Annotated in this window: 15 protein-coding genes; 8 read left to right on the plus strand and 7 right to left on the minus strand. The window is 64.5% G+C overall.

What is annotated here, in order from left to right:
- Window positions 1–365: HNH endonuclease signature motif containing protein (locus HMPREF2734_RS11555; protein ID WP_141750432.1), on the plus strand; the 365-nt coding region annotated here is incomplete at its 5' end.
- Window positions 366–388: 23 nt separating this feature from the next.
- Here HMPREF2734_RS11555 and HMPREF2734_RS05355 read toward each other — a convergent pair.
- The 5 genes from HMPREF2734_RS05355 to HMPREF2734_RS05375 all read right to left on the minus strand — a co-directional run bounded on the left by HMPREF2734_RS05355 (window position 389) and on the right by HMPREF2734_RS05375 (window position 5,651).
- Window positions 389–898 carry a GNAT family N-acetyltransferase gene (locus tag HMPREF2734_RS05355; RefSeq protein WP_083308094.1) on the minus strand — a complete coding sequence of 170 codons (510 nt, stop codon included), beginning with the start codon at window positions 896–898 and terminating at the stop codon, window positions 389–391.
- On the minus strand, window positions 888–1,862 hold the full coding sequence (gene dapD, locus HMPREF2734_RS05360; RefSeq protein ID WP_070569796.1) for a 2,3,4,5-tetrahydropyridine-2,6-dicarboxylate N-succinyltransferase: 975 nt from the start codon (window positions 1,860–1,862) through the stop codon (window positions 888–890). The genes HMPREF2734_RS05355 and dapD overlap by 11 nt, the downstream gene beginning before the upstream one ends.
- Before the next feature lie 5 nt (window positions 1,863–1,867).
- Entirely contained in the window at window positions 1,868–3,226 is a 1,359-nt protein-coding gene (locus tag HMPREF2734_RS05365) for an amino acid permease (RefSeq protein WP_070569798.1), read from the minus strand.
- Complete coding sequence (locus HMPREF2734_RS05370) at window positions 3,226–4,647, minus strand: amino acid permease (RefSeq protein ID WP_070569896.1); 1,422 nt, start codon at window positions 4,645–4,647, stop codon at window positions 3,226–3,228. Before HMPREF2734_RS05370 ends, HMPREF2734_RS05365 begins: the two co-directional genes overlap by 1 nt.
- Window positions 4,648–4,709: 62 nt before the next feature.
- Entirely contained in the window at window positions 4,710–5,651 is a 942-nt protein-coding gene (locus tag HMPREF2734_RS05375; protein WP_070569898.1) for a 2,3,4,5-tetrahydropyridine-2,6-dicarboxylate N-succinyltransferase, read from the minus strand.
- Window positions 5,652–5,680: 29 nt separating this feature from the next.
- Between HMPREF2734_RS05375 and dapE the strand changes: the two genes are divergently transcribed.
- From dapE to HMPREF2734_RS05410, 7 genes are read left to right on the plus strand one after another with little or no spacing between them, the layout of a single operon-like run.
- Entirely contained in the window at window positions 5,681–6,769 is a 1,089-nt protein-coding gene (dapE, locus tag HMPREF2734_RS05380; RefSeq protein WP_070569800.1) for a succinyl-diaminopimelate desuccinylase, read from the plus strand.
- Between the two features lie 5 nt (window positions 6,770–6,774).
- Window positions 6,775–7,560, plus strand: a complete 786-nt coding sequence (locus HMPREF2734_RS05385; protein ID WP_070569802.1) for an LOG family protein — start codon at window positions 6,775–6,777, stop codon at window positions 7,558–7,560.
- A 4-nt stretch (window positions 7,561–7,564) separates the two neighbouring features.
- Window positions 7,565–8,392, plus strand: a complete 828-nt coding sequence (folP, locus tag HMPREF2734_RS05390; RefSeq protein WP_070482826.1) for a dihydropteroate synthase — start codon at window positions 7,565–7,567, stop codon at window positions 8,390–8,392.
- Complete coding sequence (locus tag HMPREF2734_RS05395) at window positions 8,389–9,138, plus strand: glucosyl-3-phosphoglycerate synthase (RefSeq protein WP_256375545.1); 750 nt, start codon at window positions 8,389–8,391, stop codon at window positions 9,136–9,138. Before folP ends, HMPREF2734_RS05395 begins: the two co-directional genes overlap by 4 nt.
- Before the next feature lie 10 nt (window positions 9,139–9,148).
- Window positions 9,149–9,454, plus strand: a complete 306-nt coding sequence (locus HMPREF2734_RS05400) for a hypothetical protein (RefSeq protein WP_070421784.1) — start codon at window positions 9,149–9,151, stop codon at window positions 9,452–9,454.
- 12 nt (window positions 9,455–9,466) lie between these two features.
- Complete coding sequence (locus HMPREF2734_RS05405; protein WP_070421785.1) at window positions 9,467–9,637, plus strand: DUF3117 domain-containing protein; 171 nt, start codon at window positions 9,467–9,469, stop codon at window positions 9,635–9,637.
- Between the two features lie 28 nt (window positions 9,638–9,665).
- Window positions 9,666–10,526, plus strand: a complete 861-nt coding sequence (locus HMPREF2734_RS05410; RefSeq protein WP_070421786.1) for a methyltransferase domain-containing protein — start codon at window positions 9,666–9,668, stop codon at window positions 10,524–10,526.
- A gap of 106 nt (window positions 10,527–10,632) precedes the next feature.
- On the opposite strand, the gene HMPREF2734_RS05415 is transcribed toward HMPREF2734_RS05410, so the two are convergent.
- On the minus strand, window positions 10,633–12,057 hold the full coding sequence (locus HMPREF2734_RS05415; RefSeq protein WP_070569806.1) for a GH32 C-terminal domain-containing protein: 1,425 nt from the start codon (window positions 12,055–12,057) through the stop codon (window positions 10,633–10,635).
- Entirely contained in the window at window positions 12,057–13,211 is a 1,155-nt protein-coding gene (gene glgA, locus HMPREF2734_RS05420) for a glycogen synthase (protein WP_070569808.1), read from the minus strand. The genes HMPREF2734_RS05415 and glgA overlap by 1 nt, the downstream gene beginning before the upstream one ends.
- Window positions 13,212–13,218: the final 7 nt, after the last annotated feature.

Consider the following 13,218-nt stretch of genomic DNA (forward strand, 5'->3'; position numbering starts at 1 on the left):
TGGAAGTCGCGGCGTTTCACCCGACCGAGGGTGCGGTAAACCTATACCGCACCCAGCGGTTTGCCAATAGCAAGCAACGCGCATTGGCATCGATGATGTCGCCAACCTGTCCGGTGCCCGATTGCCGGCATGGAGCTGACAACTGCGAAATGCACCACATCCAGGCCTGGCGGCATGGTGGGGAGACCAACCTTGCCAACTTAGTGCCGTTATGTCGGTTTCATAACGGGCGCAACGACGATGACCCGCGTGAAAACCGCTACGGGCGGATACAGATACGCGATGGGATACCGGTGTGGGTATCGCCGGGAGGGTCGGTCGTCGAGAAGCATCCGCCCGGAGCCATGCAACAACTCTTTAACTAGCCAATAACCCGCCAGCGAGCGGGCTATTCGGCATGCTTGACATACTCCACGCGGCCGTCGCGCTCGCCGGAAAAGGCGAAACCGTTAACTTCCGCGACATGGCGCGAAGCAGCATTGCCCGGCAGCGCCCGAATAATCAGCAGGGGAGCCCCCTCGGCGAAAGCGTGATCGGTCACCAGGCGCACGGCACGAGTCATCAGGCCACGCCCGCGCGCCCACGGGGCAGTGTTGTAACCAAAATCGGCACCACCGGAATCGTCGAGGCGCAGCTCGATGCTGCCGCAGTACCGGCCATCGACGACAAGCGCCCACCGTGCACACCCGTCACCTGAGTCGCCGAGGAACGCCTCGGCCATCTCGACGGTGTACGGCGATGGCACCGTGGTCCACTCAACCATCCGTGGGTCAACCGACGCGGCGAACAGGTCGTCGCGCACGCCCGGAACGGTTTTCACGCGCGACCACGGCAGGAGCGTCAACTCGCCGTCGGTGAGAGTGTCGTTGGCGGGTGGGAACCAGGGGTTAGTTGGCATGGAGGGCTTCGTTGAGTTCGATGCCCTTTGCGGGGACGGCTTCGACGGAGCCGGTGACGGAGTTGCGACGGAATTGCAGGCCGTTGGCACCGGAGAGTTCGAGGGCCTTCACCTCGGTGCCGGCGTCCTTGCCCAGGGCTTCGGCGACGGGTGCGGTGAGGACAACCTTTGTGCCGGCGGTGACGTAGAGGCCGGCTTCGACGATGCAGTCGTCGCCAAGCGAGATGCCCACGCCGGCGTTGGCGCCGAGGAGGCAGCGTTCGCCGAGGGAGATGACTTCTTTGCCGCCTCCGGACAGGGTGCCCATGATGGAGGCGCCGCCGCCGATGTCGGTGCCGTCGCCGATGACAACGCCTGCGGAGATGCGGCCTTCGACCATGGATGCGCCGAGGGTGCCGGCGTTGAAGTTAACGAAGCCTTCGTGCATCACGGTGGTGCCTTCGGCGAGGTGGGCGCCGAGGCGGATGCGGTCGGCGTCGCCGATGCGCACGCCGCTCGGCACAACGTAGTCGACCATGCGTGGGAATTTGTCCACGGAGAAAACGACGACGGGGCCGTTTTCGGCGAGGCGGGCGCGGGTCATTTGGAAGTCGGCGACGGCGCAGGGGCCGTAGTTGGTCCAGACGACGTTGGACAGGAGGCCGAACACGCCGTCCATGTTGGCGCCGTGTGGGCGGATGAGGCGGTGGGATAGCAGGTGGAGGCGCAGGTAGACGTCGTATGCGTCGATGGCTGGTGCGCTTAAGTCGGCGATGGTGGTTTCGACTGCGACGCGTGCGACGCCACGTGCCTCGTCGGGGCCGACGAGGTTGGCGAAGCGGGCATCGGGCTCTTCTAGTCGACGAGTGCCGGTTTCCGACACCGCCTCGTCAACCTTGGGGGCGGGGTACCAGACGTCGAGGACTGTGCCGTCGTGGGTGATGGTCGCGATTCCGCGTGCAATTGCAGTCGTGGGGGTAGTCATGGCGACTACCTTACGACACTGCGTTTCTTGGTCAGTAGCGACAAGCCGACCAGGGCGAGGGAGAGGATGGTGACGGAGATGACTTGGGAGCGGGCGGCGTCGTCGAAAAGCATGAGCACCGTCAAACCGACGAGGGCGGCGAGCGTGACCCATGGCACCCAGGTGGCGCCGTGGACGCGGACGGCGGATTCGCGGATGCGTGGGTGGAGTTTGATGAAGCTTAGGGTGATCATGATCCAGGTGACGATGAGGCAGCCGCCGGTTGCGGACATGATGAAGTCGATCATTCCGGGCGGGTTCCACCATTGCAGGCCGACGGCGAGAAACGCGAAGACTACGGAGACGAGCACGGAGTTCATGGGCACGTTGTTGGCGTTGGTTTTTGCCATCCATTTTGGTGCGTCGCCTTCGAGCGCTTGTTGGTAGCCGAGGCGGGAGGTGCCGTAGAGCTGTGCGTTGAATGCGGAGAGTAGTGCGAGCACGATGACGACTTCCATGAAGGCTGCGGCGCCTGGGATGTTTGCCATTTCGAGCACGGCGGTGAAGGGGGAGTCTGCGGCGGAGTCGGCGCCGTCGATGGTGGCGTATGGCAGCAGCAGGGTGATCACGGCGACGGAGCCGAGGTAGAAGATCGCGATGCGCCAGATGATGGAGTTGACGGCGCGTTTGACGTTGTCGGCGGGGTCTTCGGATTCGGCGGCTGCGATGGTGACCACTTCGATGCCGCCGAATGCGAATGCCACGGCGAGGAGGCCTGCGGCGATGCCGGCGACACCGTTGGGGGCGAAGCCGGATTCGCGCACGTTGTCAAAGCCGACGAAGTCGCTGGCGGGCAGCACGCCGAGCCACAGGAGAACGCCGATGAGGAGGAAGCCGACGATGACGGCAATTTTGATCATGGCGAACCAGTACTCAAATTCGCCGAAGCCCTTCACTTGCGCGAGGTTCACCGCGGTGAGTACGACAACAACGATGAGGCCCGGCACCCATTGGGGGACGTCGAACCAGGAGGCCATCATGGCGGAGGCGCCGGTGAGTTCGGCACCACACGCCATGATCAGCAGGAAGTAATACAGCCAGCCGAGGAGGAATCCTGCCCAGTGGCCGTACGCCATGCGTCCGTAGGTGGCGAATGAGCCCGATGATGGGTGGGCGGCGGCCATTTCGCCGAGCATGCGCATCACGGCAATGACGATGAGTCCGGCGATGGCGTATGCGACCAGAATCGCGGGGCCGGCGGCACGAATGCCGACGCCGACGCCGAGGAACAGGCCCGCACCCACGGCAGTGCCGAGCCCCATGAGTGTCAGGTGGCGGGACTTCAGCCCGGTGCCGAGCTCGCTATTGCTTGTCGACGACCCCATTACCGCACCTCCTCAATCTCTGCCACGTTCTTCTTCGCCGGTTGCTTTCCTGTCGCGCGGGTCCACAAAATTCCCGCGAGGGAAACAACACCGACGACGACGGCGACGGCGAACATTTGGAAACGCCCGTCGGGGTCGGCGAGCATCAGGGCGATAACTCCGCCGGCAAGCGCAACCATGACCCAGGGCAGGACGTTTGGTGCCCACATGCGGACGTCGGTGATTTCGCCGTTTGCTTCGAGTTGTGGGTGCAGACGCACGAACGAGAGGGCGACGACGATCCACAGCACGATCAGGCAGCCACCGACTGCGTTGAGGAGGAAGGCGAGCAGCCCGGGCGGGTTCCAGTACTGCAGGGCAACGGCGACGAAGCCGAAGAACACGGACACGATCACGGCACGGACGGGCACGCCGCGGGGGTCGGTTTTAGCGAAGGTCTCGGGGGCGTCGCCACGCACAGCAAGGTTTTGCATGAAGCGCGAGGAACCGTAGATCTGCGTGTTGCAGGCGGACAGCAGGGCGACGACGATGACGGCCTCCATGATGCCGACGGCACCCGGGATGTTTGCCATTTCGAGCACTGCAGTGAACGGGGAGTCGGCTGCGGAGTCCGCGCCGCCGATTTCGTCGAAAGGCAACAGCAGCACGATCAGGAGCACGGAGCCGATGTAGAAGATGGAGATGCGCCAGATGATGGAGCGGATCGCGGAGTGGACGCCGGCTTCGGGGTTTTCGGATTCGGCGGCGGCGACGGTGACCAGTTCAATGCCGCCGAACGCGAAGGCGACCGCGAGCAACGCGGTGGCAACGCCAGCCCAGCCGTTGGGCATGAAGCCGACCTCGCTGATATTCGACAGGCCTACGAACCCGCCGGTGGGCAGCACACCGAGCCACAGGGCCACACCGATGCACAGGAACGCCACGATCACAACGACCTTGATCAGGGCGAACCAGAATTCGAACTCGCCGAAGTTTTTCACCGCGGCGAAATTGATTACGGTGAAAAACCCAATGGCGATCAGCGCCGGGATCCAGGGGGAAATGGCGAACCATTGGGCGACGATCGCGGACGCGCCGGTGATTTCGACGGCCATGATCATGATCATCATGAACCAGTACAGCCAGCCGATGGCGAAGCCGGCCCAGCGGCCGAAGGCTTGCTCGGCGTAGGTGGAGAACGTGCCCGACGACGGGCGTGCGGCGACCATTTCCGCGAGCATCTGCATGAAGCACACGGTGATGAAGCCTGCGACGAGGTAGGCGAGGATGACGGCGGGGCCTGCGGCTGCGATGCCAACGCCGGTGCCAAGGAAGAGCCCGGCACCGATGGCTGAGCCGAGGCCCATCATGGTGAGGTGGCGCGTTTTCAGGCCGCGTGCGAGCGCGGTGGAATCGGCGACGGGGGAAACGGGGGTTGACATGTCGAACACCTTAAACCTCGACATGCAGTGAAGTGCATTCTTTTCCGGTTTATATGCGTGTGTTACGTGCGCGTGGTTTCTGCGGGGCGCAGCACGGGGGCGGTGGTGTAGGGCTCGTGTTGGATGCGCAGGTTGTTGCGGCCGGTGAGTTTTCCCGCGGGAAAATCTTCTCCGGTGGCGGGGTCGAAGATTCGGGTGTGGGGTTCGAGGGTGATGCCGGCACCGATGTCGCAGTTGTTGCCGAGGGTGATGCCGTTGATGCTGGCGGTGGGGTGGAGGTGGCAGTTGGCGCCGATGCGCATGGGTTGGCGGGCGAGGGCGTTGTTGTTGGTGGGGGTGGCGATGAGGGCGGTTCCGCGGGCGAGGGTGGTGTTGGCGCCGACGGCGACTGCGGAGGAGATGGTGCCTTCGATGCGTGCGGGGCCGAGGGTGCCGGCGTTGTAGGAGATGTAGCCTTCGCGGACGACGGTGGTGCCTTCGGCGAGGTGGGCGCCGAGGCGGACGCGTTCGGCTTCGGTGATGGTGACGCCGGTGGGGACGACGTAGTCGACCATGCGGGGGAGTCGGTCGATGCCGTAGACGTGGATGGGGCCACGGGCGCGGAGGTTGGTGCGTACGGTTTCGAAGTTGTTGGGGAGGCAGGGGCCTTTGTTGGTCCAGGCGACGGGGGTGAGGTGGTTGAGGGCGCCGTCGAGGTTGATGGTGAGTGGTTCGACGAGGCGGTGGGAGAGGAGGTGGAGGCGGAGGTAGACGTCGTGGGCGTCGATGGGTGGGGCGTCGAGGTCGGCGATGGTGGTGCGGACGGGCACGGTTTCGACGAGGCGGTCGCGGTCGGCGCCGATGAGGCGCAGGAACTCCGGGGAGAGGTTGTGGGCGGAGGTGCGTTGGGTGGTGGTGGGGTGGTCGTCGTTAAGCGTGAGTTCGGGGTTGGGGTACCAGGTGTCGAGCACTGTGCCGTCTATGGCGATGTTGGCGATTCCGAGGCCGTGTGCTCCCAAAGACATGGCCGTCATTGTAAACGTAGGATCGCGGTGTGACTTCCTTAGATCTTTTTGCGGACCCTGTTGTTTTGTCGGCTGCGTTGGTGGATATTGAGTCGCCGTCGCACCATGAGGAGGCGATCGCGGACGCCGTTGAGGCTGCGTTGCGTGGCCTTGAGCATGCGGAGGTGCAGCGCTTCGGTAATACCGTGGTGGCGCGTACGAGTTTCGGGTTGGATTCGCGGGTGGTGTTGGCGGGCCATATTGATACGGTGCCGTTGGCTGATAACACGCCGCATCGGCTCGCGGACGGTATTTTGCACGGCTGTGGCTCAGTGGATATGAAGTCGGGGTTGGCGTGTTATTTGCATGCGTTTGCCACGTTGGCGCAGCCGGGGAAGGCGGCGCATGATTTGACGCTGATCGCTTATGAGGGCGAGGAGGTGGCGCAGGAGTTCAATGGCTTGTACCACCTTGAGCGTGATCATCCGGAGTTGCTGCAGGGTGATATTGCGTTGTTGGGCGAGCCGTCGGGTGCGATCATTGAGGCGGGTTGTCAGGGTACGATCCGCGTGTTTGTGGATGCGCATGGCACGCGTGCGCATTCGGCGCGTTCGTGGCTTGGCCATAATGCGGCGCATGATCTTGCGGGCGTGCTCACCCGTATCGCGGCGTATGAGCCGCGCGCTGTGCGTATCGACGACTGCGAGTACCGCGAGGGTTTAAACGTCGTCGGGCTGGAGGGCTTCGTGGCGACGAATACGATCCCGGACCACGCGCGACTGATCGTGAATTTCCGCTACGCGCCGGATCGCAGCGTCGAGGATGCGAAGGCGCACTTGGAGGAGACGCTCGCGCTGGAGGAGGGCCTCGAGCTCATTTACGACGACGTCGCGCCGGGGGCGTTGCCTGGCCTGGGTGACTCGGTCGCGGCTGGGCTGGTCAAGGCTGTGGGCGGGAACTTCCGTGCGAAGTTCGGCTGGACGGATGTGGCGCGCTTTTCTAGCCTGGGTGTTCCTGCGGTGAACTTTGGGCCTGGCGATCCGGGGTTTGCCCATAAGAAGGACGAGCAGTGCCCGGTCGATGAGATTCGTCAGGTGGCGGCGCAGTTGCTCGATTACCTGAGTGCTGAAAGCGAGTAAGAGATATGGCTCCGTTGAATTTCCCCCGCCCGGACCGTGACCGGAAGTTGCGTGGGCCGATGGCGCTGCGCAACGAGGCCGAGCAGGCCACGACTTATGACCAGCGTTTGTTGGAGTCCATGGGGCAGTCTGATGGGTATTGGAAGCACCAGGATCCGTGGCGTGTGATGCGGATCCAGTCGGAGTTTGTGGCTGGGTTTGATGCGTTGTCGGAGTTGCCGAAGGCTGTGACGGTGTTTGGCTCCGCACGTCTTGGCGAGGGCACGCCTGAGTACCAGTTGTCCTACGAGGTCGGCCGCGCGCTGGTGGAGGCGGGCTACGCCGTGATCACCGGCGGTGGGCCGGGTTTGATGGAGGGGCCGAACCGGGGTGCTCACAACGCGGATGGTTTGTCGGTTGGTTTGGGTATCGAGTTGCCGTTTGAGCAGGGCCTGAACGACTGGGTGGATCTGGGTCTGAATTTCCGGTACTTCTTCGCTCGCAAGACTATGTTTTTGAAGTACTCGCAGGCGTTTATTTCGCTGCCCGGTGGTTTCGGCACGATGGACGAGGTCTTTGAGGTGCTGTGCATGGTGCAGACTGGCAAGGTGACCAACTTCCCGATCGTGCTGATGGGCACGGAGTTTTGGTCCGGGCTCGTGGATTGGATTGAGCAGCAGTTGCTCGGCCGCGGGTTGATTTCGCCGGGGGATGAGAAGTTGTACCTGGTTACCGATTCGGTGGAGGAGGCCGTGGCGCACATTGTGGAGGCCCACAAGGTGATGACGGATCAGCGCCTGCGCGATGAGTGAGGTCATGGCGATCGTGAATCGCACCCCCGACTCGTTTTATGACAAGGGTGCGACGTTCGCGATTGAGAAGGCGCTTTTGCGTGTCGACGACGCCGTTTCCGCCGGGGCCAGCATCATCGACATCGGCGGCGTGAAGGCAGGCCCGGGCGACGACGTGTCCGTTGCCGAGGAGATTGACCGTGTCGTGCCGCTTATTGCCGGGGTGCGTGAGCACCACCCGGACGTGACGGTGAGCGTGGACACCTGGCGCGCCGCGGTGGCCGAGGAGGCGATCGCAGCCGGCGCGGACCTGATTAACGACACGTGGGCCGGCTTCGACCCCGAGTTGGTTGAGGTGGCAGGCGCCCACCGCGTGGGGTACGTGTGCTCGCACACCGGCGGGGTCACGCCGCGCACGCGCCCGCACCGGGTGCACTACGACGACGTGGTCGCCGACGTGATTGCGGAAACCACCGCCTTGGCCGAGCGCGCCGTCTCGCTGGGCGTGCCGGAGGAAGCGGTGTTCATCGACCCCACGCACGACTTTGGCAAGAACACCTACCACGGGCTGGAGATCCTGCGGCGTATCGACGAAATCGTCGCCACCGGCTGGCCCGTCCTCATGGCCCTGTCCAACAAGGATTTCGTGGGCGAGACCGTCGGGCGTGGCCTCAACGGTGCCGACATCACCCAGCGCGTGCCCGGCACCCTCGCAGCAACCGCGTGGGCGGCCGCGCGCGGGGTGGCGGCGTTTCGCGTCCACGAGGTCGAGGCGACGATCGACGTCATCCGCATGATCGAGGCGATCCAGGGCACCGCGGCACCGCTGGCAACCGTGCGGGGGCTCGCGTGAGTGCCGACACGCTCGCCGGCATGCGCACCGATGTACGAATCAGTGTGGTGATTCCTGCGCTGGATGAGGAGGCGACGGTGGGTGGGGTCGTCGAAAAGTGTGTGGCTTCGTCAGCGGACGAAGTCATCGTCATCGACTCAGACTCCACCGACCGCACCGCCGAGCGCGCCGCCGCAGCCGGGGCAACCGTGGTGAACTGGCGCGACGTCGACCCACGCACACCCTGGCCCGGCAAGGGCGAGGCGCTGTGGCGCGGCGTGAAGGCCGCATGCGGCGACGTGGTGGTCTTCGTCGACGCCGACGTGACCTCACTCGAACCCTGGTGGGTCGACGCGCTCGCCGAGCGATTTATCGACGACACCGTCCACCTCGTCAAAGCCTCCTACACCCGCGAAGGCGCCGGCGGTCGCGTGACCGAACTGACCGCGAAACCCCTCCTGCGCGCCCTCTTCCCGGAGATCGCCGTGGACCAGCCGCTCGCCGGCGAATACGCCATCCGGCGCTCAACCGCGCTTTCGCTGCCATTCGTCGCCGGCTACGGGGTGGAAGCGGGCTTGCTCATCGACGTCGCCCGCGCCCACGGCCCAAAAGCCATCCAGCAAGCGCAACTGAGCCCCCGCACCCACCGCAATAGGCCGCTGTATGAACTTGCCGGGATGGCTGATGTCGTCGCAAAGACGATTCTCGCGCGCGCGGGAAAATTCCCCGTCGAGGTCAGCGAGCGCCCCGCCTGGGCCGACAGCTAAACTAACCCGCATGCTTTCCTGGATCATCCTCATCCTGGTGCTCGCACTGCTGAGCATCATTGGCCTCAAACTGTTCGCCACCGTCTTCGGCCGCGGCGAGGCCCTGCCGCCCATGCCACCAACAGAAGAGGTGAAGGAAGCCAACCGCCGCGCGGTGGAAGAAGGCAACTTCGGCGACATTCAGCTCGAGGTTGTGCACCGCGGTTACCGCATGGATCAGGTCGATGCGCTCATCGAACAGTTGGCGGGCGGCAACCTTGCGCCGGAAACACGGGTAGAATCTCCGGAAGAACACGTTTCGGAAACAAAGCAATAAGGAGTGTTGACGATGGCAGCAATGAAGCCGCGTACCGGTAGTGGCCCGATGGAAGCGGTGGAGGAGTCGCGCAAGATCGTCATGCGTATCCCGTCTGACGGTGGCGGACGCCTCGTCATTGAACTGAGCAAGGAAGAGGCTGGCGAACTTGGCCGCTTGCTCACGGAGGCTGCTGGAGAATAGTTCCGGCCAAACGCGGTAGTATCACCACATGCTCAACGAGATCGTGGATGTACTCGCGGACCCGGTAGACCTGACCCCGCTTCGGGGCGAGGACGATTTTGGTCGTCTCGTCTCCGAATCGGGGCATTCTTATGACGTAGCCAAGCAGGGTTATGTCACGCTCGCGTCGGGGCGCGGGCTGAATCATGAGGGCGATTCGCTGGAGATGATCAACTCTCGCGAAACGTTCCTGTCGAATGGCCATTTCGCGCCGTTTGTGGAGGCGGTGTCGGATCGTGTGGCGGATGTTGTGGAGCATGCCGCAGGCGATCATGATCCGGTAATTCTGGAGGCTGGCGCCGGAACCGGCTACTACCTCGCGCACACGCTGGACCTAATTGATGGCGCGCGTGGCGTGGGGTTGGATATTTCGGTGCCTGCTGCGAAGCATTTGGCTAAGGCGCATCCGCGTTTGGGTGCGATTGTGGCGGATGTGTGGGAGCAGCTGCCTATCCGCACGGGGGCGGTTGATGTGGTGACGGTGGTGTTCGCGCCGCGCAATCCTGCGGAGTTTGCGCGTGTGCTTAGCGACGACGGCGAGGCCGTCATCCTCGTCGCCGACCAAGGCCACCTCGATGAGCTGCGCGAGCCGCTCGGCATCCTCGGGGTGGAGGACGGCAAGGTGGCGCGACTGATCGAGCAGTCGGCGCAGTGGCTGACCCCGGTGGCTGATCCGGAGTTGATTTCGTTCCCGATGACCCTGGGCCGTGACGCGATCGCCGCGCAGGTGGGTATGAGCCCGTCGGCGCGTCACCTGGATAAGGACGTGCTGCACGCGCGACTCGAGGACCTCCCGGAGCAGATGGAGGTCACCGCCCGCGCCCAGCTGATCCGCCTGCGCAAGAAGTAGCGCGCCGGCGCTTCGCTCACGACGCGCTAAAGAAACGGAGAAGGCCCGCGTGATGCGGACCTTCTTGCTGTGCCTAGCTCATGTGCCGGCTCACGCGCCGGCTGGCTTAGAAGCGGGCGGGGTATCCGCGGCGCCACTCGCCGCTGATGGATGCTTCGCCGGTGGCGCGGCTGCGGATGCCGTTGCAGCCGCCTTCGGGCCAGATGCGCGACGACATGACAACGCTGCCGCCGCCGGCGTAGACCTCGAGGGTGCAGCCGTCGACGATGACGGTGACGTTGTCTTCGTCGTCGTCGTGAAGCGGTGCGGTTGCGGGGGAGCCGTCGAGGCGGTCGAGTGTGAGCTGCTCGCCGTTATGAGTGATCACCGCAGCCGGTTCGTTGTTGCCGTCGAGCACCTCGAGGGTGACCTGGGAGCCGGCCGGGATTTCGCACAGGCCGGCCCACATGCGGGCGCGGTCGGTGGCGCTGACGGCGTCTGGCAGGCCTGGTGCGGGCACTTGGAAGAGGCGGCCACCCTGCAGGGTGGCGCGGCGCGGGAGGGTGAGGGCGTTGGCCCAGCCTTCGGTGGCCCAGTTGGGTTCGAGGGTGGGGTCGCCGGCGCGGTCGGTGTTGGTCATGAACCCGAGCAGGTAGGCGCGCTCGTAGCGGTTTTCCGCAGTGGTTTCGTCCAGCGGGTAGTTGGTGTTGCGTGGGCGGGTGAAGTCGTGGCCGTAGTCGAGAAGCGTAAACGGCGTGGTGATGTCGAAGACGTTGCCCCGCAGCCGGCCCACGGCGTAGACGGCGGTGTCTTTGCCGTCGCGTTCGAGGGTGATGAACAGGACGTCGCGGATTTCGCCGTCGACTTCGTCGCGCAGGCGCACGATGCGTGGGGCAACGAGGGAGGCATCGAGGGTGATGCCCGTCTCGCCATTGAACTCGAGCGGGCCTTGCAGCTCCCAGTCTCGGCCGTCGGGGGAGGTGAGGACGACCGGCTTGGGGTCGGTGACAGGCCCGGTCACGGCGAGCATAAGCCAGCCGTCGTGGCCTTGATTGCGGTCGGCTTCCGTGTCCCAGGCGGGTACGACGCAAGGCGAGCGGAAATTGGTGTCGCCGGCGGTGTCGTCGACTGCGGTGCCGGTGCGCTCGGCGGCATCGGAGACGTCAGTGTCGTCAGCGTCAGCGTCTTCGGCGTCGAGGTCGTCGTAAAGCCTGTCCACGTGCGCAACGTGGGCGATCTGGATGGTGTTTCCTGCCGGGGTTTCGGAGGAGAAGTACAGGTTGACGCCGTCGCCCGCGGAGGTGACGGACCCTGCACGGATGTTGGTTTCGTCGCCGGAGGGGACGATGACGTCGTTGCAGTCGAGCCAGTTGAATGCGTCGTCTTCGCTGACTTCGTGGCCCCAGCGGCTCGGGGTGTCGGGGGTTGGGCGGTACTGGTAGAACATGTGCCACAGGCGGTTCTCGCGGCTGCCGATGCGGAATACGCCAGCTGGGCCTTCGAGAATGCCGCGTTCTGCGGTGACGTGTAGTTCGGGACGGTAGACCGTCATCAGATCAACCCCTTGTAGATGTCTACGGTTTGTTTCGCGATTGTGCGCCAGGAGAAGGATTCTTTGGCTCGGGTGAGTCCGGCGCTGCCCATGGTGGCGGCGCGGTGTTTGTCGCCGGCGACGGCGTTGACCGCCTCGGCGAGGCGTTGTTCGAAGTCGGTGGTGTCGTCGGGCGTGTAGTCCACAAGCACGCCGGTTTCGCCGTCGACGACGACTTCGGGGATGCCGCCGACGCGCGAGGCTACCACCGCGGTGCCGCACGCCATGGCCTCCAGGTTCACGATGCCCAGCGGTTCGTAGACGGATGGGCAGACGAAGACGTCGGCGATGGTGTAGACCTGTCGTACTTTTTCGGCGGGCAGCATGTCTTGGACCCAGAACACGCCGTCACGCTGCGCTTGTAGCTTTTCGACGAGCCCACGCGTCTCAGCAGCAATCTCCTCGGTGTCGGGGGCGCCGGCGCAGAGGATGAGCTGGACGTCGTCGTCGAAAAGCTGTGCTGCTTTGAGCAGGTGGGCGACACCTTTTTGGCGGGTGATGCGCCCGACAAACGCGACGACCGGCCGCGAGGTGTCTACTCCGAGTTCTTCGGCGATGGTGCCGGTGTCCGGGTACCAGTTGGCGGGGTCGATGCCGTTGAGGACGACGTGGACGCGGGAGTCGTCGATACGCGGGTAGGCGCGCAAAATGGCATCTTTCATTCCGGCAGATACGGCGATGACCGCGTCGGCGTTTTCCATCGCGTTTTTCTCCGACCAGGAGGACACGTTGTAGCCGCCGCCGAGCTGTTCGCGCTTCCACGGGCGGTCCGGCTCGAGCGAGTGGGCGGTGACCACGTGGGGGATCTCGTGGAGCAGCCCGGCGAGGTGGCCGCCGAGGCCCGCGTACCACGTGTGCGAGTGCACCACGTCGAGCCCGGCTGCGGCATCGGCCATGCGCAGGCCTGTGGACAGGGTTTTGATCGCGCTATTGGCCCCCTCGAGTGCGGGGTCGACGCCGTGGACAAAGACACCGGCGCCGTCGCGTGGGGCGCCCATGCAATGGACGTCGACGTCGGCGAATTCGCGCATGAACCGCGTGAGTTCTGTGACGTGCACCCCGGCGCCGCCGTAGACCTCCGGCGGGTATTCGCGCGTGAGCATTCCTACCTTCATGTCCGCC

Source organism: Corynebacterium sp. HMSC055D05 (genome assembly GCF_001810365.1).
In the GTDB taxonomy this organism is placed as follows: domain Bacteria; phylum Actinomycetota; class Actinomycetes; order Mycobacteriales; family Mycobacteriaceae; genus Corynebacterium; species Corynebacterium coyleae.

What these genes read in the sequence shown, in the direction of transcription:
- HMPREF2734_RS05365 (WP_070569798.1), bottom strand. Translation starts at nt 3,226, where the DNA reads ATGGGGTCGTCGACAAGCAATAGCGAGCTCGGCACCGGGCTGAAGTCC.
- HMPREF2734_RS05415 (WP_070569806.1), bottom strand. Translation starts at nt 12,057, where the DNA reads ATGACGGTCTACCGTCCCGAACTACACGTCACCGCAGAACGCGGCATT.
- HMPREF2734_RS05385 (WP_070569802.1), top strand. Translation starts at nt 6,775, where the DNA reads ATGGCTCCGTTGAATTTCCCCCGCCCGGACCGTGACCGGAAGTTGCGT.
- HMPREF2734_RS05370 (WP_070569896.1), bottom strand. Translation starts at nt 4,647, where the DNA reads ATGTCAACCCCCGTTTCCCCCGTCGCCGATTCCACCGCGCTCGCACGC.
- dapD (WP_070569796.1), bottom strand. Translation starts at nt 1,862, where the DNA reads ATGACTACCCCCACGACTGCAATTGCACGCGGAATCGCGACCATCACC.
- HMPREF2734_RS05410 (WP_070421786.1), top strand. Translation starts at nt 9,666, where the DNA reads ATGCTCAACGAGATCGTGGATGTACTCGCGGACCCGGTAGACCTGACC.
- HMPREF2734_RS05400 (WP_070421784.1), top strand. Translation starts at nt 9,149, where the DNA reads ATGCTTTCCTGGATCATCCTCATCCTGGTGCTCGCACTGCTGAGCATC.
- glgA (WP_070569808.1), bottom strand. Translation starts at nt 13,211, where the DNA reads ATGAAGGTAGGAATGCTCACGCGCGAATACCCGCCGGAGGTCTACGGC.
- HMPREF2734_RS05375 (WP_070569898.1), bottom strand. Translation starts at nt 5,651, where the DNA reads ATGTCTTTGGGAGCACACGGCCTCGGAATCGCCAACATCGCCATAGAC.
- HMPREF2734_RS05355 (WP_083308094.1), bottom strand. Translation starts at nt 898, where the DNA reads ATGCCAACTAACCCCTGGTTCCCACCCGCCAACGACACTCTCACCGAC.
- folP (WP_070482826.1), top strand. Translation starts at nt 7,565, where the DNA reads ATGGCGATCGTGAATCGCACCCCCGACTCGTTTTATGACAAGGGTGCG.
- HMPREF2734_RS05405 (WP_070421785.1), top strand. Translation starts at nt 9,467, where the DNA reads ATGGCAGCAATGAAGCCGCGTACCGGTAGTGGCCCGATGGAAGCGGTG.